An 18,912-nucleotide genomic window follows, 5' to 3' on the forward strand; every position below is an offset into this window, starting at 1 on the left:
TGTCGATGCTTGGTTAGTGCACAAAAATCAACTGCTTGGCAAATATGGTGAAGACCGCGCCGCTGACTATTTTTTGAATCTGGGCTATGAAGTTATCGACCGCAATTGGCGGTGTGCCGAAGGCGAAATTGATCTAATCACCTTCAAGACGGGGCGATTTGTCTTCACGGAGGTAAAGACCCGAAGTGGCCGCGGCTACGGGCATCCATTTGAAGCAATCACGGCGCAAAAAGTTCAACGCATGCGCAGGCTGGTGGCGCTGTGGTGCGAACAGCGCGAAAAAACTGGTGAGTCGGTGCTTGGCAAAAAGGTGCGGCTCGACGCAATTAGTGTTTTGGTCACCAATGGCAAGGTTGCCATCGAGCATCTCAAGCAGGTCTATTAATGCAACTTGCCAAGAGTTATGCAATCAGTCTGATGGGCTTGGCTGGCACATTAATTGAGGTTGAGGCCGAGATTTCGAGCAACTTGCCAAATTTTGTATTGGTTGGTTTGCCTGATGCCTCGCTGTCTGAAGCAAAAGATCGCGTGCGCGCAGCCATTCACAACTCAGGTTTAGAAATGCCTGCTCGCAGAGTGACCATAAACTTGTCGCCCGCTTCGGTGCCAAAGCAGGGTGCCAGTTTCGACCTCTCTATTGCTGTGGCAATCTTGGCTGCCAATGGTGTGGTGCAGAGCGAGGCTGTTGCATCGGCAATTCACATTGGTGAGCTTGGCCTCGATGGTTCGATTCGCAGAGTTGCCGGTGTGTTGCCGAGTCTTATTTCGGCAGTGAATGCTGGTTTTAAGCGAGCAATCGTGCCGATGGCAAATCTCGAAGAAGCACGATTGGCCCAAGGCATTGAGGTGGTTGGGGCTGTGCACCTAGCCCAAGTGGCCAAAATCCACGGGGCAGAAATTGAATTCGAACCACCTTCTGTTGAGCCGATAATTCGGGTCGAAAGCCCAAGGGCGGCGCAAGAATTCAACAGCATCGACATTGCTGATGTGATTGGCCAAGTAGAAGCCATTTCAGCGCTCACAGTTGCTGCCGCAGGAGGGCATCACCTTTTGATGGTGGGCGCCCCCGGAGCCGGCAAAACTATGTTGGCAGAACGACTTGCTACTTTGTTGCCAGATCTGGCTCACGCTTGCGCCATCGAAACCACTGCCGTTTATTCAATTGCAGGCCATCGATTAGTGCAGAACACCGGCGTTGATTCGCTAATTGTTCGTCCGCCATTTCAGGCACCTCATCACACCTCTTCAGTGACTGCTCTCGTAGGCGGGGGAATGGGGTCTCCCCGACCCGGGCTAATCTCGCTGGCAAATCACGGGGTGTTGTTTTTAGACGAGGCTCCGGAATTTCAATTGCCAGCGCTCGAATCGTTGCGTCAACCGCTGGAGTCGGGTGAGGTTGTCATCAACCGATCGGGTGGCACTGCAAGGTTTCCAGCTCACTTTCAATTGGTGCTGGCTGCAAACCCCTGCCCCTGCGGCAACAACACCGGCAAGGGCAAGCGTTGTGTTTGCACGCAAGGTCAAAAGTTGCGCTACGCGGCAAAACTTTCTGGCCCTTTGCTCGATCGTGTAGACATTCGCCTGCAAATTCAACCGGTATCAAAAACTCAGCTAGCCATGTTGAAGGCTGAGGGGCACAGCAATAAATCTTCGAAGCAATTACGCGAAATTGTCACCGAGGCAAGGGCGCGTGCAGCTGCAAGACTTGCCGGCACTCCTTGGTCAATAAATGCTCAAGTGCCAGGCGCTTATCTGCGTAAGCATTTGAAGATTGACGATGGAGTTGGCCAGCAATTGCAAAAGGCACTCGAAAAAGGCTCAATCAGCATGCGTGGTTTTGATCGTTGCGTTCGACTTGCCTGGACCAACGCAGATTTGGCGGGTCGCGACAAACCTAATGAAGAAGATTTGGCCGAGGCCATCCTGTTGCGCGGCAGCGAGAATCCAATGGAGTTTGGTCATGCTTAAACCACGGGACCTAAAAGTAAGTGATTCCGAAGTTGACTCGGTTTTGATGCACATTAATGATGACGAAGATCGGCTCAGTGCTTTCGCTTCGATTGCGTGGAGCATTGTGTGCGAACCAGGCGACGGCACCGCAGGATTACTGGTGAAAACATTTGGTGCGGCTGAAGCGTTGAAGCTTGAGCTTGACCAGGTTGCCCCAAGTCGAATCATTGAGATGCTGCTAGAAGCAAATGCAATTTACTCAGCCAAGTCGAATCAATGGCATGATCGATTCACAGAGGGCCGTGAACGCTGGAAGGCCCGGCTAAATTTCGCTTCAGTGTTAACTGCTGCAAACACGCTTCGATATTTGAATGGCAAATTACTCACCAATCAGTCACAGCTTTGGCCACTTCAAATAAATGATCTAGCCGAAGACGATAAGAGTTTTCAGCCCCATGCACTTTGGGTTCGAGGTCAGGCATCAAACTTGCCTCTAACCAATCGCTCGCTTGGCGTGGTTGGTTCGCGCACGGCAACCTCGTATGGCGAATTTGTAACTGCAGATTTAATTGCAAGCCCAGTTTCGCGCAACTACTCAATAATTTCGGGTGGTGCATATGGAATCGATTCATTGGCTCACCGAGCCACTCTGGCTCTCGACGGAATCACATTTGCCGTCATGGCCGGCGGAATAGACGAGTTTTATCCGACGGCAAATAATCAACTCTTTGATCAAATCATGCGCAACGGGGCAATGATTAGCGAGGTTGCGCCGGGTTCGGCACCTACCAAGTGGCGATTCCTGCAGCGAAATCGGTTGATAGCTGCACTGAGCAATGCTGTTTTATTGGTTGAGGCGGGTCATCGGTCTGGCGCTCAAAATACGGCAACGCATGCCCACAACCTGAACCGGCCAATCGGTGCCGTTCCGGGGCCTATCACTGCACCAGCCTCGGCAGGTTGCCACAAGCTCATTCGCGAGGGAGTTGCACAGTTGATCACCGACTCGACCGACCTCTTTGATCTGCTCGGCGAACCAATTGAGTGGCAGAGCGTTGCTGAACTTACCGGCTTGGGCCCGTTGGAGATTCGAACCCTAGATGCAATCGGTTTCGGCAGTCTCGACATTGACAAAATTTGCAGCAGCGCCGGGCTCACAAAGAAGGAGGTTCGAATCGCTTTGAGCTCGCTTGAGCTCGACAAATTGGTGGTTCGCACCAACACCGGTTGGAGCAGGTCTCAAACTACAGTTTGAATGTGGCCAACTCACTCAGTCAATCGCTCGCGGGGTTTGAACAACACCTTGGCGCCGGTCGCGGCTACTCAGCAAACACAGTTAAGGCCTACGTCACTGATGTAGCCGATTTGGTCGCATCTTTGAGCCTTCAAAACATCGCAACGGTTGATCAAATCACACTTGAAGGTTTGCGCGATTGGTTGTGGCAGGTGACCCAAAAAGGTTTGACCAAGGCAACGATTGCGCGCAAAAGCGCTGCCGTCAGATCGTTCACCGCCTGGCTAGCGGCTACTAAACAAATTGAGATAGACCCAGGGCTGCGACTCCGCTCGCCAAAATCCTCGCGCACTCTGCCAAAGGTGGTTTCTCGAGAGAGTTTGCAGATGATTTTCGAGTCACTAGAGATTCGAGCCACCGCGGATAACCCGCAGGGTGTTCGTGATCTTTTGGCTGTGGAATTGCTTTATGCCTCGGGCGCACGCGTGAGTGAACTAGTGGGACTGAATCTTGAAGACATCGACCTAACCCGCAACATTATGCGGGTGACCGGTAAGGGCAGTAAGCAACGAATGATTCCATTCGGGCAACCCGCACGTGATGCGCTGAATCGATGGCTCGGCTCGGCTCGAGCTGAGCTTGCTAACGAAAAAAGCGGAACCGCACTTTTGCTCAACAGCAAAGGTGAGCGAATCGGTGTGCGGCAGGTTTATGGTTTGGTTGCCAAATTATTGGGGGATACCCCATCGGGCGTAGCCGGCCCGCACTCGTTGCGTCACTCGGCGGCCACCCACCTTTTGGATGGCGGTGCTGATTTGCGTGCGGTTCAAGAATTGCTGGGCCATGCCAGCCTGGGCACCACGCAGATTTATACCCACGTTTCGGTGGAGCGTTTGCGTGAGGGCTATAAAAACGCTCATCCGCGGGCCTAACCCACATTTGGCAACAGGCGACTTGGGTTCATGCGACCAATCAGGGCAAGCGGCGAGAGATATTTGCCATTGATTTTCATGGCAAAGTGCAGGCACCTGGCAGCAAAACAATGCTGGTTATAACTAGGCAAGGCGTCGCAAACCTTGGCAATTACTTGGCTGCGGAGAACCGACTCTCCAGCAGCCACGATTGGGCAGGCCGGTTCAAATTCGGTTGAAATGGCTGAACCGTGCATGATGCTGAGCACCGAGCGGTTCACCACCATCCCGGCAAAATAGACAACTCCATCGGCCGGCGCCAAAACTGGCTGCCCCAGCGAAACTTGGTAGTCCACTCCGCGATGCCCGGCCGAGTAGTCAGAGTTAGGTTGGCGATATTGGTTGATTAGCTCAATCGGCGGGTTTAGTGGCATTTGCCAGGCCGGATTGCCCGGCAAGGGCGCGCCGGAAGAGGCCATCGGCCCAAAAACCATCAAAACCACTGCTGCCAAGGAAGCCAAACCGGTGCGCATGTGCCAAAACCTCATGCGACCAGCATCCCAAGTGGGCCTGATTGCCAGATAAACATTGGGCAAACGGTGGATAACCTCGCCCAGACGCTGATAGACTTTGCAAAGCGGCAAGCTCGCGAAATCCCTCTTTTGATGGCCTTCTAAAAGCATGCCGACTTCGCGTGTCGAACTAGATACCAAATCTTCGGTCCTGAGCAATCAGGCGATTCGGATCCGGCACCAGGTGTATCAAGCAACCGCTTGAAACAGAAAACTGATTGGTGCACATTTGTGCGCCGTAAAAGGAGAAACTGCCATGGCAGTAGTAACAGTTCGCCAGCTGCTCGACAGCGGCGTTCACTTCGGGCACCAGACCCGTCGTTGGAACCCAAAGATGCGTCGCTTCATTCTGACCGACCGTTCAGGCATCTACATCATCGACCTTCAGAAGTCACTTGCATTCATTGACAAGGCTTACGACTTCGTGAAGGACACCGTTGCACACGGTGGCTCAATTCTTTTCGTTGGCACCAAGAAGCAGGCTCAAGAGGCAATCGCTGAGCAGGCTCTTCGTGTTGGCCAGCCATACATCAACCAGCGCTGGTTGGGTGGTCTATTGACCAACTTCCAGACCATTCAGATGCGTCTTGCACGTCTGAAGGAACTAGAAGTTATGGACTTCACTGGCAAGACCAAGACTGGTCTTACCAAGAAGGAACTTCTTATTCTTCGTCGCGAGAAGGACAAGCTTGAGAAGGCACTGGGCGGTATCCGCAACATCACCAAGACTCCATCAGCGATCTGGGTTGTAGACACCAACAAAGAGCACCTAGCAATCACCGAAGCTAAGAAGCTTGGCATTCCGGTTATCGCAATTCTTGACACCAACTGTGACCCAGATGAGGTCACCATCGGTATCCCAGGTAACGACGACGCAATTCGTTCAGTTCAGCTGCTAACCCGCGTTATCGCAGACGCAGTTGCTGAGGGTCTAATTGCTCGTCACTCAAAGCCAGAGGCAGAAGCAGAGCCTCTAGCTGAGTGGGAGCGCGAACTTCTAGAGCAGGGCAACGCAGCAGCAGCTGCAGCGCCGGTTGCTGAGTCAACCACCGAAACCCCAGAAGTTGCAGCAGAAGTTGCAGCAGTAGAGGAAGCAAAGTAAACATGGCAAACTACACCGCCGCAGATGTAAAGGCGCTTCGCGAGAAGTCAGGCGCCGGAATGATGGACTGCAAGAGTGCACTTGACGAAGCCGAAGGCAACGTTGAGAAGGCTATGGAAGTTCTTCGCCTAAAGGGCCTAAAGGGCGTTACCAAGCGTGAAGGTCGCACCACCAGCAACGGTCTTATCGTTGCTCGTGTTTCAGGCGGCACCGGTTACCTAATCGAGCTAGCTTGTGAGACCGACTTCGTTGCTAAGGCAGAGAAGTTCATTGCACTCGCAGATTCAGTTGCTGACGCAATTGCTGCCGCTGGCGCAACCGACCTAGCTTCAGCTTTGACTGCAAACCTAAACGGCAAGACCGTTCAGGATGCAATCAACGACGAAGCAGCAATCATGGGCGAGAAGGTAGAACTGCGCAAGGTTGCAGCCGTGAAGGATGCAGCTGTTGACGCTTACCTACACCGCACCAGCAAGGACCTACCTCCTCAGGTTGGTGTTTTGGTTGCTTACTCAGGTTCAGACGCTGACACCGCTCACGACGTTGCAGTTCACATTGCAGCGTTCAGCCCAACTGCTCTTACTCGCGATGACATCGCGGCTGAGACTGTTGAGACCGAGCGTCGCATTGCTGGCGAAACCGCTCGCAACGAAGGCAAGCCAGAAGCTGCACTAGAGAAGATCGTTGAAGGCCGTGTTACTGGCTTCTTCAAGGAGAACGTACTTCTAGAGCAGGACTTTGCAAAGGACAACAAGAAGTCAGTTGCTAAGGTTCTTGACGAAGCTGGCCTAAAGGTTTCTGCGTTCCTACGCTTCCGCGTTGGCGCATAACTAAAGCTCAAACAAAAAGGCTCGGTCGTTTCGGCCGGGCCTTTTTGCTGCTCGGTTTACAATAGAACAAGTAAATTCCCATGATTCAGGAGGCTTCGATGCCACAGAAAAAGCGCCGCGTACTGCTAAAGCTTTCGGGCGAGGCTTTCGGTGGCGGCACCATCGGAGTGAACCCTGACATCGTTGCTCAAATTGCAAAAGAGATTGCTGACGGCGCTAAGTCAGCAGAGGTTGCAATCGTGGTTGGCGGTGGCAACTTCTTTAGGGGTGCCGAGCTTTCACAACGTGGCATGGAGCGCACTCGCGCTGACTACATGGGCATGTTGGGCACTGTGATGAACGCCCTAGCCCTGCAAGACTTTCTAGAACAAGCCGGCGTGGATGTTCGTGTGCAGTCGGCAATTACCATGTCCCAGGTTACCGAGCCATACATTCCACTGCGCGCAATTCGCCACCTTGAAAAAGGTCGCGTTGTAATCTTTGGAGCCGGCGCAGGCTTGCCTTACTTCTCTACCGACACAGTTGCTGCGCAGCGTGCACTCGAAATTAAAGCCGACGAAGTTTTGGTTGCCAAGAACGGCGTAGACGGCGTTTACTCGGCTGACCCTAAGAAAGACCCGAGCGCAGTCAAGCTAGAAAAAATTACCTACCAGGATGCCTTGGTGCAGGGCCTAAAGGTTGTTGACGCAACTGCGTTTAGCTTGTGCATGGATAACAAGATGCCGATGCGCGTATTTGGAATGCAGGGTGGAGCAAACATCACCGATGCAATCAAGGGCAAGAAAATCGGAACTTTCGTTTCGGCTTAACTAAAACTTTTTACAACAGGAGAAAATCATGATTTCAGAAATCTTGGCAACCGCGACCGACAAAATGGGCAAAGCGGTAGAAGCGGCTAAGGATGACTTTTCAAACGTGCGCACCGGCCGCGCTAACCCACAGTTGTTTCAAAAAGTGATGGTTGATTACTACGGCACTCCAACTCCGTTGGCTCAGCTTGGTCAGTTGGCCAACCCAGAGGCTCGCACCATCGTGATCACTCCTTATGACAAGGGTGCGCTTAAGGCAATTGAAGCAGCGCTTCGTGAAATGCCAAACCTAGATGCCAACCCACAAAACGATGGCAACCTAATTCGTGTGACGCTCCCAGACCTAACCGAAGAGCGTCGTCGTGAATATGTGAAGTTGGTTAAGGCTAAGGCTGAAGACCACCGCGTTGCTGTGCGCAACGTGCGTCGCAAGGGAAACGATGACCTTGCTGCACTAAAGAAGGATTCGCTAGCTGGCGACGATGAAATCTCACGCGCCGAAAAAGAACTAGATGCGCTAACCAAAACTTATGTTGACGCAATTGACGAAGCGCTAAAGCGCAAAGAAACCGAACTGCTCGAGGTTTAAGTTGAGTTCGCAGCAGGCAAAAACTGGAGGTCGAAGCCTTTCAAAATCGGTAATCGTCGGCGTGCTGCTTGGTGCTGTTTTTCTGCTTTCAGTTCTAATCTTCAAAGAACTTTTCATTCTGCTGGCTGCAATTGCTGCCGGTGCTGGCGCCTGGGAACTTGCCGCTGCACTGCGCATCAAGGGTTGGCATGTTCCTCGAGTGCCGGTGACCGTCGGTTCGGTGCTGCTGATGCCAATTACCTACTACGGCGGTGCTGAGCTGCAGTGGCTTGGTGTTCTGGCGATTGTGGCGGCACTTGTGCTTTGGCGAATCGTTGAGCTGTTACTAGACAGCCGCTTGTATCCAAGTCAAAGCCTGCGTCTGACCCTTCGCGATTTTGCGGCATCTTCATTTGTGGTTATCTACCTGTCGCTGATGACTAGTTTCACCATGTTGCTGATGCGACGTGAAGATGGCTCAATGTGGGTTTTGGCTTTTGTCGTCACCGTTTCGATGGTCGACACCATGGGTTATTTGATCGGTCGCCAGTTTGGCCGTCACAAGCTTGCCCCAGGGGTTAGCCCAAAGAAAACTTGGGAAGGCTTGCTTGCGTCGATCACCGCAGGTCTGGCATCCGCAATTTTGTTCAGCGTGTTTGGCTTGCACCTTTCATGGTGGGTTGGTTTGCTCTTTGGTGTCGTGCTTTTGCTTGGAGCCGTCTTTGGTGACCTCGCCGAATCTCTCATCAAGCGAGACCTCGGCGTGAAAGACATGAGCAGTGTCTTGCCCGGCCACGGTGGCGTGATGGATCGCCTGGACTCAATCTTGCCGACCGCATTGCTCACTTACCTCTTTGCTTCGATAGTTTTGCCGCTCTAAGGCGCGAGAGAATAGACCCGTGAGTTTTTCATTTCCTAAAGAGTCGGCAAAACAATTTGGCTACAACCCAGAACAGGTTGATAGCTTCGTCGAGCTGGCTCGTCGTCAGTTCAACGATGCATCCCTAGGATTGGTAACTGCCGATCAGGTGCGAAATACCGAGTTTGACTTGGTTGCCGGTGGCTACATTATTGGAGCCGTTGACACAGCCCTTGACCGTCTCGAAGATTCATTTGCCTCTCGCGAAATTGCGCACCAAAAAATTACTCGTGGCGATGCAGCTTTGGCCGATCGCCTGGCGCGCGTCGTTGAAATTGTTAAGGGTCGAACTGATCGACCTAAGGGCAAAAAATTTAAATCCACCGGATTGCTCCTGCGCGGCTACAGTCGCAAGCAAGTTGATGCTCTTTGTGACCAAATAGCTCTGCATGTTGGCTCAGGAACCAAGCTGCCGTTAAATGTCGTTCGCCGCTCTACATTTAAAACTAAGAGGGGTGGCTATGTTGAAAGTCAGGTTGACGCGTTCATTGATCGCGTTGTTGATATTTTGCAGATTGAGGCCAACCGCTAGCTTGCTTGCATTGGTCGTGCTCGCGAGCACTAGTCAAGCAATTGCTTTTGAGGTCACACCAGCCACCGCGGCTACCTCTGTTTCGGCAACAGCCGCACTGAATAAATTGCCAATAAAAGGGCGGGCGCCCAAAACTGGCTACGACCGAACAAATTTCAGTGATGGTTGGGGCGACATCGGATACTGCGACACGCGCAACTACATTCTTAAGCGGGACCTCACCAACATCACTTGGCGCAGCAGCCCAGATTGCACTGTGGCCACCGGCACACTTCACGACCCATACACCGGCAAAGTAATTCATTTTGTGAGGGGAGTGGGCTCATCGTTAGCTGTTCAAATCGACCATGTGGTAGCGGTTAGCGACGCCTGGCAAAAAGGCGCTCAACAACTCGGCTATTCCAAGCGGTATGCCTTTTACAACGATCCACTGAATCTTCTTGCAGTCGATGGCCCTACCAACTCATCCAAAGGCGATGGCGATGCGGCCACCTGGCTGCCACCCAATAAGGGCTATCGTTGCGCCTATGTAGCCCGACAAATTGCTGTGAAACGCAAGTATTCACTCTGGGTCACAAGCGCCGAGAAGTCAGCGATGGCAAGGGTTCTAGCCGGTTGCCCAACGCAGAAGCTGCCTAACTAACTGGATGACTCTGGCACTTCAAACCGAGCGCGGGTAAACTGGAGTTTTGCGGTTTGTGTTAACGCAGAGGCTGTTTTGAAAGGCTACTAATGGGCAGACATGAGGCTTATAAGCCCCACTTGTCGAACCGTTTGGGTTCGGCCGTCGACTCAGCGCTCGCCAACACTCCTTTTTCTCGACCGAAACTCAACCTAAAAAAGCATGCCTTCAGGCCGTTGCTTGGGTTCCTTTTTTCAGTTGGCTTTATTTTGGTTTCGATTGTTGACCCTTATTCAGGCACCATGGCCAGTGCAGCCACAATTCAGATCTATAGCGATGACGAGCTCTCGCAAACCTACGGATACGCCGAGAGTCAAACAATTTCATTTGCGCGTGGTGGTTTTAACATCGTCACCGGCAACGACGCTGCGGCTATGTTCGTAGAGACGGCCGATATCCCATCCGCGGGCACCGCACAGTCATATGCATTTGCGCTGCTTAGCTCAATGAGCTTTGGTGTCGATCAGTACTCTTGCTTGGTCAAGCTTTGGCAGCGCGAATCAAACTGGCGAGTCGACGCTCATAACGCCTCATCGGGAGCCTACGGAATTCCACAGTCGCTGCCTGGTGTGAAGATGGCCACCGAAGGCGCTGACTGGCAAACCAACCCAGAGACTCAAATTCGCTGGGGTGTGAAGTACATCAAGGGTCGTTATGGCTCGCCTTGTGGTGCGCTGGCACACTCAGACAAACTCGGCTGGTACTAAGTGCCACGCAGCAATCGCCCTAAGCGCTCAAAAAAAGAAGAGCCCGAAGAGCTAGATTTTTCAACCGTTAGATTTGGTTTTCGCCGCACCGAAATTAAGCGCGGAGTCGAATACACAACACAAACCACCGTGGGTGCCAATGCCGAAGATGACAAGGTATGGGTCTGCCCACATTGCCACCTGCAGATCGCAAAAGGTGTTAGCCACATTGTTGCTTGGGATGAAGTGCGTGGCGTAGAAACCCGACGACACTTTCACAATGCCTGTTGGAAATCATTTCAGGGGCCGCTGCTGTGAGCATTGAAATTCGATCAAGCGTTGAACTGCCTTCGGTTCGTGAGGCCATAACCTTAACCACTCAAGATGGCCTAAAACTGATTGGCGAACTGGCAATGCCTGTTGGGCGTGCTCCAGTTGCCACGCTCGTTACCTTGCACCCGTTGCCTACCCACGGCGGATTCATGGATTCCCACATTTTGCGTAAGGCCGCCAACCGTTTGCCAGAGCTTGCAAACGTTGCTGTGTTGCGCTTCAACACTCGTGGCACATCCTCACCACACGGCACCAGCGAGGGAACCTTTGGTGAAGGAATCACCGAGCAACACGATCTTGTAGCCGCATTGCAGTTTGCGAAAGAGCGTGGGTTGCCAAACCTCTGGCTCGTGGGTTGGTCTTTTGGAACCGAGTTGGCTTTGAAATATGGCTCTGACAAAGATGTTGTCGGCGCAATTTTGTTGTCGCCGCCGTTGCATCGCGCTTCGGATGTTGATTTAGAAAAATGGGCAACCAGCGATAAGCAATTGATTGCCTTGATTCCAGAACACGATGACAATCTAAAGCCGGTCGAAGCTGCAGCGAGATTCTCATTGGTCCCGCACGTCAAACTGATCGCGGTTGAGGGCGCAAAGCATCTTTGGGTGGGCGAAGAATCAACAGCACGAGTGCTTAACGAAATTGTGAAAGCAGTGAATCCAGCCGCTTATCCATTGCCAACCCTGTGGCAGCCAAACGCCTAAAGCGTGTCTTGGCGAGGAACAATAACCTGACGCAAAATCAGCATCACTGATGCTGCCACTGGAATAGCAACCAGCGCACCAAGAATTCCTAGAATCGCACCACCGGCAAGAGCCGCAACCACAACAACAGCACCCGGCACCTGCACCGCGCGGCTCATGATCTTTGGGCTAATCAGGTAAGCCTCAATCTGCATGTAGACCAGGTAGAAAACGCCAACAATAAGAGCCGTGATTGGTGAAACACTCAGTGCAACCAAAGTTGCAATAACCGCGGCGGTAATTGTTCCCACTAGAGGCACCAGGCCAAGCAGCAATGCGATTGCTGAAATGACTAGCGCGAATGGCACGCCGGTGACTGACAGCAAAATGAAGACGAAGAATGACTGGATGACACCGATAACAACTTGGCCCATCACATAGCGACCAACTGATTCGGCAATCTGCTCAGCCAAGTGAGCAAACTTATCGCGACGCGAAGCCGGAACCAACGAGTAAGTCCAGCGCTTGAAGCGGTCGAGTGAAGCCATGAAATACAGCGTGAGAATCAGAATGATTAGCGCGCCAAAGAAGCCATTGAAAATTGACAGGCCTACCTGCCAAAGCCCGCCAAGCATTCCTGGCCAGTTAGCCGAGTTGCCCAGAAAATCCCCAGCGTTTGTAACGGCTTGAGTGATGCTGCCGTTGAATTGACTGTCGAGGTTGGCAATGAATGAAAGGTTAAGAATTGAGTCAAACACCTCAGGTGCTGACTTGATGAAGTGAGCTGCCTGGCTGGCTAGGGGAGGGAACACCGCTGCGAAAAGCACTGCAATCACGGCAAGCAAGCTGGCGATCACGGTGAGAATCGCAAATTTGCGCGGCATCTTGAGCTTCTCGAGTTTTGCAACCACCGGTTCGAATCCGAGGGCAATAAAGATTGAAGCAGCGATGTAGGTGAGCACGTTGGCAATCGATGCAATTGCGCCGCCGAGCAATAATGCTGCGAGCACACCTAGGCCGCCTAGAAGGCCAACCTGGAAGGCATTGGTGATTCTTGTATTCCCCTGCATGCCTCTAAACCTATCGGTTAATAGCGAGAATCTGGGTTTTGCTGGGTTGGCGCTGCCAACACATTTCGAAGGTTTCGAAGGTAGACCTCAACCGATTCGCGTTCTGCCTGAATCTTTTCGAGGGCATCTTTAGCCTCGTTGATTTTGCGCTCAGCGGCCTCTTGCGCTTGGGCAACCAATTGACGTGCCTCGGCCTCGGCTGCGGCGATGATTGCGTCGGCTTTTTTGCGGGTTGCAATCGTGGTCTGTTGGTTGATTGAAATCGCGGCAGCCTCAAGCGTCTCGGCTTCTAGGCGGGCAGCATTCGCGCGAGTCAAAGCGTTCGAAAGCTGAGCGTTCGCGTCGTCCAAGTATTTTTGGGTGGCGGCAACCGCGTGCTGGTGCTTGTCAAGATATTCAGCTTCAGCTTCGGCGCGACGTGCGGTTAGTTCAAGTTCAAGGTCGATTCGCGCCTGCTCACTGATCAGTGCATTTGCAGAATCCATGTCTACGCCACGAGCGATGTCTCTAAAGGTCATCATTTTTTGCTCAGCTAGGTTGCGTTCAACCTTGGCCTTCATCGATTCAATTTCACGCTTGGCATTGGCACGCATTTTGGCAACTTCGGTTGAAATTGCGCCACGGATAGAGCCGGCTTCGCGAGTGGTCTCTTCTGAGATGCGAGTTGCCTCGGTGCGCGCCTGGTTAACAATTTCGTCGTAGTCGGTGCGGGCTGCGGTCATGATGCGGTCGGCTCGACGCTGGGCCTCGGCAACCAGAGAATCGTAGTAACCCTTGGCCTCGCCATGCAGCGCCTCAATCTCGGTTTCAAGTTGAGCGTGCAATTTGGCAGCTTGGTTTTTGGCCTCGGTAAGCAGGGTGGCGGCCTGGTCTTCGGCGGTGCTCAAAATAAGAGCTGCACGAGCGCCCACGCCTGAGTAAGACGGGGTGCCAGCCTCGGCCACCAAAATATCGGCTTGCTCGCGGGCGGCACTGGCTTCTTTTAGTTCTTGTGCCAATTGAGCGTTTTGGGCCGAAAGGCGCATCAGGTCTTTGCGAAGGTCGCGCAGGGCGTCTTCAACCGCAGCGCGCTCGTAGCCACGCATGACTACGGGGAATTCGGTCTCTTCGCCAGACAAGGACGGCTCCTAGGCACTTCGGTAGAATGAACAGGGCAATTCCGCCCTTGGCAAGTTTACCCGATTGGATATCGCATGCGCTTTCTGATTGCTGCTGCGCTATTTATGATTTCGGTGTTTTTGCTGCTTGGTGGTTTGGCTCAGCGCACTATCTGGGCGCCACCAACAGAGATTCGCCAGTCAATCGAGGCCGATTCCGCTTCGGCGCTGGTGTTGATTCCCAATTCGGTGCTCGAATCTCACCCGGGCACTCCAGTTCTTGAGGCCAACGCCGCGGGCCAGATTTTTATGGCCTCAGGTCGCGAATCCGACATTGTTGCCTGGATTGGCAACGCGGAATATCTTCAGGTGGCCGCTGACCCAAAAACCAAGAAATTGGGGCTCGAAAAAAATCTTGGCGTTAGAAACTCGGGCAGCCCTATGGGTTCAGACCTTTGGCGCACCGAGCGCACTGGTCAAGGCGCTGCAACTTTGAAACTTAACCCAGCTTTGGATGGCGCCGGGCTGTTGGCCAGCGACGGCTCATCCTCTGCGCCTCAAAAATTTGAGCTTGTTTGGCGATTGCCAGTAAGCAATTTTTGGTCGAATGCCTTGTTGATTGGTGGCGCTGCATTCTTGCTGGCCGCAATCATTTTGAACACCATCGCCTACAACGTGATGCGTCGCAAGCGTGGCCCAAGACGTCGCACCCCAAGTGCGCCTAAGCCACCGCAGTACCGACCAAAGAAGAAAGCGAATGCGGCACCTGTTCGAGGCCGCCGCTCGGTTCGTCGAGCCAAGATTGCGCTCCCGGCTTCGCTAACAATTCTGGCGTTGCTCACCGGTTGCGTTCCTGCTTCATCGCAATCACCGAGCCCTTCACCGTCAGCTAGTGGGGCCGAGGTTCCACCTGCAGCAGTGACCTATCAGCAGATCAAACGCATCCTTGCCGACACCGCCCAGGTTGCCGCCGATGCAGACCTGACCTCGGATAAAAAAGTCCTGAAATTCCGTTTCGCCGGTGCCGCCCTTGAACAACGCACCGCTCACTATTTGTTGCGCACTCGATCAACCAAGGTTGAAGCGTTGCCAGCGATTGTTGCCAAACCCATTTCATTTAGCCTTCCTTCGGCAACTGCTGGTTGGCCACGCGCAATCATGGCCGTAACCGATGAGGCGGGCAATGCCCTGCCACAAATGTTGGTGCTAGAGCAGCAAACACCGCGAAGCCCATATCTGCTTTGGTACAACATTCGCCTGATGCCGGGTTCAACGCTTCCAGAAATGCCAGCATCTTCTGTTGGTGCAATTCCGGTCGAGTCAAACTCGCTGTTCCTAAAAATGCAGCCTAAGGATGTAGCCGTGGCATACGGTGACGTAATCAACAAGGGTGCCAGCAGTCTTAGCTCAGCACTATTCAATCTCGACAAAGACGAGTTCTACAAGCAGGTTTCGGCTAGCCAAAAGAGCCAGGTGGCAAATCTAAAAACTGCCAACATGAAATTTGTGCACTCGCTTGGCGACCCAAATGTAATTTCTCTTGCTACTTCAAACGCTGGCGCGTTGGTTGCGGTCTACATGAAAGACACTTACACGATTCGCCCCAAGAAGCGCGGTTCTGCAGTGGCAGTCACCGGTCAAGAAAAAATCATGTTGGGCGCAGATGGTTCAACCACTGGTGTTCGCTCGGTTTATGGCGACATGCTGCTGTTCTATGTTCCAGCGCTAAGTGATGATGCTCAGGTTAAGTTGCTCGGCGCCACCCAAGGTCTAGTTAGCGTGCGTGGTTTGTAGTGGCAGATTTCACTTCGCGCGCAAACCTTGCGGGCGCCTACGACCTGTCGTCGTTGCGCAAGCCGGAGGCTCCGGCTCAGCCAACGCAGGCAGCCGCTCCGCAGCAAAATATGGCCGAGGTTGCAGTACCTGATTTGGTTACGGTTGGCACCGAAGCTAACATCAAGGCCTTTTTGAATCTTTCTAAGTCGGTTGCCGTTGTTGTTGAATTTTTTGCAACCTGGAGCGAGCCAAGCAAGGTGCTAGGCGAGAAAATCGAAGCCGCAGTGCGCGCAAAGCAAGGTCAATTGCTGTTGGTTCGTGTTGATGCCGACAGCGCACCTACGCTGGTGCAGGCTTTTCAGGTCAAGTCGGTGCCGAGCGTTCTAACGCTTGTCAAAGGCCAGTCAGTTCCGTTGTTCGAGGGCGATCAAAGTGCCGAATCGGTATCCGCAGTTTTAGACCGTTTGCTAGAAGTTGGCAAAGAGAACGGAATCACTGGCAAGGTTGTGGTTTCTGAGGGCGCCAAGGCACCGGAGCCAGAACTGCCACCTCTGCACAAAGCTGCATTCGACGCGATTGACGCAGGGGATTACCCGGCAGCCGTTGAGTTTTATAAAAGGGCCTTAGCTGAAAAGCCGAGCGACCAACTTGCCGTTGCCGGTTTGGCTCAAGCAAACCTTTTGGTGCGCACCAGCCAATTTGATGTTGATGCCGCCGTTGCTTCAGAGCCAAGCCAACTGCAAGAAATTCTCAACAAGGCAGATGCTTGTGTTGCTTTGGGTCACGCGCAGCAAGGCTTCGATGTGATTCTTAAGCGCTTTGCAATTGCCGATCAAACCGAGCGCGAAATACTGCGCAAACACCTGCTCGAACTATTTCAGGTTTGGCCTCAAGACTCATCTGAGGTTATTGCAGCTCGTCGCGCACTAACCGCGCTGCTTTTTTAATTCGACTACTTAGCCGGCTTGAACCAAACTGCACCCAGTGGCGGAACCGAAATGGTTGCCGAGTGGGGTTGACCGTGCGAGCCTTCGCCGTTGGCAGTGATTCGACCAAAGTTTCCAACACCCGAGCCGCCAAATTCTTCGGCATCGGTGTTTAGCACTTCAATCCATTCGCCACTGATAGGCAGCCCCAACTTGAAGTTGTGGTGTGGGTGCCCAGCAAAGTTGATAACTACTGCAAGCGGGTTGCCAGCGTCGTCATAACGCAAGAAGCTCAGCAGATTGGCGTCGGCGTTGCCACCATCAATCCACACGAATCCTTGGTGCTCGTGATCGCGCTGCCAAAGCGCCGGGGTAGCGGTGTAGATCTTGTTGAGCACGCCAACCAATGAGTGCAAGCCGCGGTGACTTGGTTGATCAAGAATCCACCATTCCAAACCGCGCTCTTGGTTCCATTCAGATTGCTGGCCGAATTCCGAACCCATAAACAAAAGTTGCTTGCCTGGGTGAGACCACATGAATGCCAAATAGGCACGCACGTTAGCCAGCTGCTGCCAGCGGTCTCCAGGCATCTTGGCAAGCAATGAACCCTTGCCGTGCACGACTTCGTCGTGGCTGATTGGCAGGATGAATTTTTCATCGTAGGCATAGAGCATCGAGAAGGTTAGTTCGCCGTGGTGGTAGCGACGGTAGGCCGGGTCTTTCTCAATGTATTGAAGGGTGTCATTCATCCAACCCATGTTCCATTTGAAACCGTAGCCAAGGCCGCCACCGTCGGTTGGCGCACTTACGCCACCCCAACTGGTTGACTCTTCGGCAATCATCATGATGCCCGGGTTGCGGCGATATGCCGTTGCGTTCACTTCTTGCATGAACGCAATTGCGTCTAGGTTTTCTCGACCACCGTATTGGTTAGGCAGCCAGTTGTCACCTTCACGTGAATAGTCCAGGTAGAGCATTGAGGCAACAGCGTCTACGCGAAGGCCGTCGATGTGGAACTCTTCGAGCCAGTAAAGAGCGTTGGCAACCAAGAAGTTTTTAACTTCGGTTCGACCAAAGTCAAAGATGAAAGTGCCCCAGTCTGGGTGCTCGCCACGGCGCGCATCTTCGTGCTCATAAAGCGCGCGGCCATCAAAGCGACCCAATGCCCATTCGTCTTTTGGAAAGTGCGCTGGAACCCAGTCCAGAATTACGCCGATGCCAGCTTCGTGTAGGCGATCGATTAGGTACTTCAATTCATCTGGAGAACCGAATCGCGATGTTGGTGCGTAGTAGCCAGTTACCTGGTAGCCCCATGAAGGTGCATATGGGTGTTCAGCCAATGGCATGAACTCAACGTGGGTGAAACCAGTTTCCAAAATATAAGGAATCAGTTCGTCTGCAAGTGAACGGTAGTCCAAGCCAATTCGCCAAGATCCTGCGTGCAATTCATAGATCGACATTGGTGACTTGAGTGCATCGCGTTTGCTGCGGGCTTCAATCCACTTTGTGTCGTTCCACTTATATGAAGAGTCGGTAATGACCGATGCGGTGTTTGGTGGCACCTCGGTGGCGCGGGCCAGTGGGTCGATCTTTGTGATCCAATTGCCATCCTGGGTAAGAATTTCGTATTTGTATTTATTGCCAAGGCCTACACCTGGGATAAAGATCTCCCAAACGCCACTTGAGCCCATCACGCGCATTGAGTGTGCAACGCCATTCCAGTGGTTGAAGTCGGCGACCACGCGCACAGCTTGTGCGTTAGGAGCCCAAACAGCAAAACGGGTGCCGGCTGTATTGCCAAGGCTGCTGGTGAAGCTAACGATGTGAGAACCCAGTGCTTTCCAGAGTTCTTCGTGGCGGCCCTCGCGAATTAGGTGCAGATCAAGTTCGCCCAGGGTAGGTGCGTGGCGGTATGGGTCGTCAACTCGCCATGTGGTGTCTGCGCCATCGCCTTGATAGGTGGCAACAATGCGATAGTCAGGTGCGCTGTTAGCTGCTACGAATCCCTGCCACACGCCATGCGCAAGGTGCTGCAAGTCGATCATTTCGCCAGCGGTCAATTCGGCCTTAACCGATTTGGCAAGCGGCTTTAGGGTGCGAATTACCCAGCCACCATCAACCGGGTGTGCACCAAGCAGAGAGTGGGGGTCGTAGTGAGCACCATGGGCCACGTGTGAAACATAGTTGCCATCAAGTTCAGGAAGTTTGCCTGTCAATTTCTTGTCTGTCATG

Annotated in this window: 20 protein-coding genes; 16 read left to right on the plus strand and 4 right to left on the minus strand. The window is 53.0% G+C overall.

Translation table 11 applies throughout. From position 1 onward, the window contains the following. Positions 1 to 16: 16 nt before the first annotated feature. Genes Q0L28_RS00255 through Q0L28_RS00270 form a run of 4 tightly spaced genes read left to right on the plus strand, consistent with a single transcriptional unit; the run spans position 17 to position 4,116 of the window. On the plus strand, positions 17 to 385 hold the full coding sequence (locus Q0L28_RS00255; protein WP_296629952.1) for a YraN family protein: 369 nt from the start codon (positions 17 to 19) through the stop codon (positions 383 to 385). Further along, complete coding sequence (locus Q0L28_RS00260; protein WP_296629955.1) at positions 385 to 1,968, plus strand: YifB family Mg chelatase-like AAA ATPase; 1,584 nt, start codon at positions 385 to 387, stop codon at positions 1,966 to 1,968. Before Q0L28_RS00255 ends, Q0L28_RS00260 begins: the two co-directional genes overlap by 1 nt. Further along, positions 1,961 to 3,205: a DNA-processing protein DprA gene (gene dprA, locus Q0L28_RS00265; RefSeq protein WP_296629958.1), complete on the plus strand. Its 1,245-nt coding sequence runs from the start codon at positions 1,961 to 1,963 to the stop codon at positions 3,203 to 3,205. Before Q0L28_RS00260 ends, dprA begins: the two co-directional genes overlap by 8 nt. A gap of 2 nt (positions 3,206 to 3,207) precedes the next feature. Then, complete coding sequence (locus tag Q0L28_RS00270; protein ID WP_296629963.1) at positions 3,208 to 4,116, plus strand: tyrosine recombinase XerC; 909 nt, start codon at positions 3,208 to 3,210, stop codon at positions 4,114 to 4,116. On the opposite strand, the gene Q0L28_RS00275 is transcribed toward Q0L28_RS00270, so the two are convergent. After that, a complete protein-coding gene (locus tag Q0L28_RS00275) occupies positions 4,113 to 4,643 on the minus strand; it encodes a M23 family metallopeptidase (RefSeq protein WP_296629966.1) in 531 nt (176 codons plus the stop codon). The two genes, Q0L28_RS00270 and Q0L28_RS00275, sit on opposite strands and share 4 nt — an antisense overlap. 280 nt (positions 4,644 to 4,923) lie before the next feature. Between Q0L28_RS00275 and rpsB the strand changes: the two genes are divergently transcribed. From rpsB to Q0L28_RS00325, 10 genes are all read left to right on the plus strand, one after another. Then, complete coding sequence (gene rpsB, locus Q0L28_RS00280; RefSeq protein ID WP_296629969.1) at positions 4,924 to 5,769, plus strand: 30S ribosomal protein S2; 846 nt, start codon at positions 4,924 to 4,926, stop codon at positions 5,767 to 5,769. 2 nt (positions 5,770 to 5,771) lie between these two features. Beyond that, on the plus strand, positions 5,772 to 6,599 hold the full coding sequence (gene tsf, locus Q0L28_RS00285; protein ID WP_296629972.1) for a translation elongation factor Ts: 828 nt from the start codon (positions 5,772 to 5,774) through the stop codon (positions 6,597 to 6,599). A 98-nt stretch (positions 6,600 to 6,697) separates the two neighbouring features. Then, positions 6,698 to 7,408 (plus strand): UMP kinase, encoded by a 711-nt coding sequence (gene pyrH, locus Q0L28_RS00290; protein ID WP_296629976.1) that lies wholly within the window; start codon positions 6,698 to 6,700, stop codon positions 7,406 to 7,408. A 28-nt stretch (positions 7,409 to 7,436) separates the two neighbouring features. Continuing rightward, on the plus strand, positions 7,437 to 7,997 hold the full coding sequence (gene frr / locus Q0L28_RS00295; protein WP_296629979.1) for a ribosome recycling factor: 561 nt from the start codon (positions 7,437 to 7,439) through the stop codon (positions 7,995 to 7,997). A gap of 1 nt (position 7,998) precedes the next feature. After that, positions 7,999 to 8,856, plus strand: a complete 858-nt coding sequence (locus tag Q0L28_RS00300; RefSeq protein ID WP_296629982.1) for a CDP-archaeol synthase — start codon at positions 7,999 to 8,001, stop codon at positions 8,854 to 8,856. Between the two features lie 19 nt (positions 8,857 to 8,875). Continuing rightward, positions 8,876 to 9,427, plus strand: coding sequence for a DivIVA domain-containing protein (locus tag Q0L28_RS00305; RefSeq protein ID WP_296629985.1), 552 nt, complete (start codon positions 8,876 to 8,878; stop codon positions 9,425 to 9,427). A 16-nt stretch (positions 9,428 to 9,443) separates the two neighbouring features. Then, a complete protein-coding gene (locus tag Q0L28_RS00310; protein WP_296629988.1) occupies positions 9,444 to 10,070 on the plus strand; it encodes an HNH endonuclease family protein in 627 nt (208 codons plus the stop codon). Between the two features lie 89 nt (positions 10,071 to 10,159). Beyond that, on the plus strand, positions 10,160 to 10,816 hold the full coding sequence (locus Q0L28_RS00315) for a lytic transglycosylase domain-containing protein (RefSeq protein ID WP_296629991.1): 657 nt from the start codon (positions 10,160 to 10,162) through the stop codon (positions 10,814 to 10,816). Then, positions 10,817 to 11,113, plus strand: a complete 297-nt coding sequence (locus Q0L28_RS00320) for a hypothetical protein (protein ID WP_296629994.1) — start codon at positions 10,817 to 10,819, stop codon at positions 11,111 to 11,113. A gap of 2 nt (positions 11,114 to 11,115) precedes the next feature. Further along, complete coding sequence (locus Q0L28_RS00325) at positions 11,116 to 11,832, plus strand: alpha/beta fold hydrolase (protein ID WP_296630213.1); 717 nt, start codon at positions 11,116 to 11,118, stop codon at positions 11,830 to 11,832. Here Q0L28_RS00325 and Q0L28_RS00330 read toward each other — a convergent pair. Next, positions 11,829 to 12,881, minus strand: coding sequence for an AI-2E family transporter (locus tag Q0L28_RS00330; protein WP_296629997.1), 1,053 nt, complete (start codon positions 12,879 to 12,881; stop codon positions 11,829 to 11,831). The genes Q0L28_RS00325 and Q0L28_RS00330 overlap by 4 nt on opposite strands. A gap of 17 nt (positions 12,882 to 12,898) precedes the next feature. Further along, positions 12,899 to 13,999 (minus strand): hypothetical protein, encoded by a 1,101-nt coding sequence (locus Q0L28_RS00335; protein WP_296629999.1) that lies wholly within the window; start codon positions 13,997 to 13,999, stop codon positions 12,899 to 12,901. A gap of 75 nt (positions 14,000 to 14,074) precedes the next feature. Between Q0L28_RS00335 and Q0L28_RS00340 the strand changes: the two genes are divergently transcribed. Beyond that, complete coding sequence (locus Q0L28_RS00340; protein ID WP_296630000.1) at positions 14,075 to 15,772, plus strand: hypothetical protein; 1,698 nt, start codon at positions 14,075 to 14,077, stop codon at positions 15,770 to 15,772. Beyond that, the gene (locus Q0L28_RS00345) at positions 15,772 to 16,701 is read left to right on the plus strand and encodes a tetratricopeptide repeat protein (RefSeq protein ID WP_296630003.1); all 930 of its coding nucleotides are present in this window, start codon (positions 15,772 to 15,774) and stop codon (positions 16,699 to 16,701) included. Before Q0L28_RS00340 ends, Q0L28_RS00345 begins: the two co-directional genes overlap by 1 nt. 5 nt (positions 16,702 to 16,706) lie before the next feature. Here the strand turns inward: Q0L28_RS00345 and glgB are convergent, their stop codons facing one another. After that, complete coding sequence (gene glgB / locus Q0L28_RS00350; RefSeq protein WP_296630005.1) at positions 16,707 to 18,911, minus strand: 1,4-alpha-glucan branching protein GlgB; 2,205 nt, start codon at positions 18,909 to 18,911, stop codon at positions 16,707 to 16,709. Position 18,912: the final 1 nt, after the last annotated feature.

It is taken from the genome of Rhodoluna sp. (genome assembly GCF_024639375.1).
Taxonomy (GTDB): domain Bacteria; phylum Actinomycetota; class Actinomycetes; order Actinomycetales; family Microbacteriaceae; genus Rhodoluna.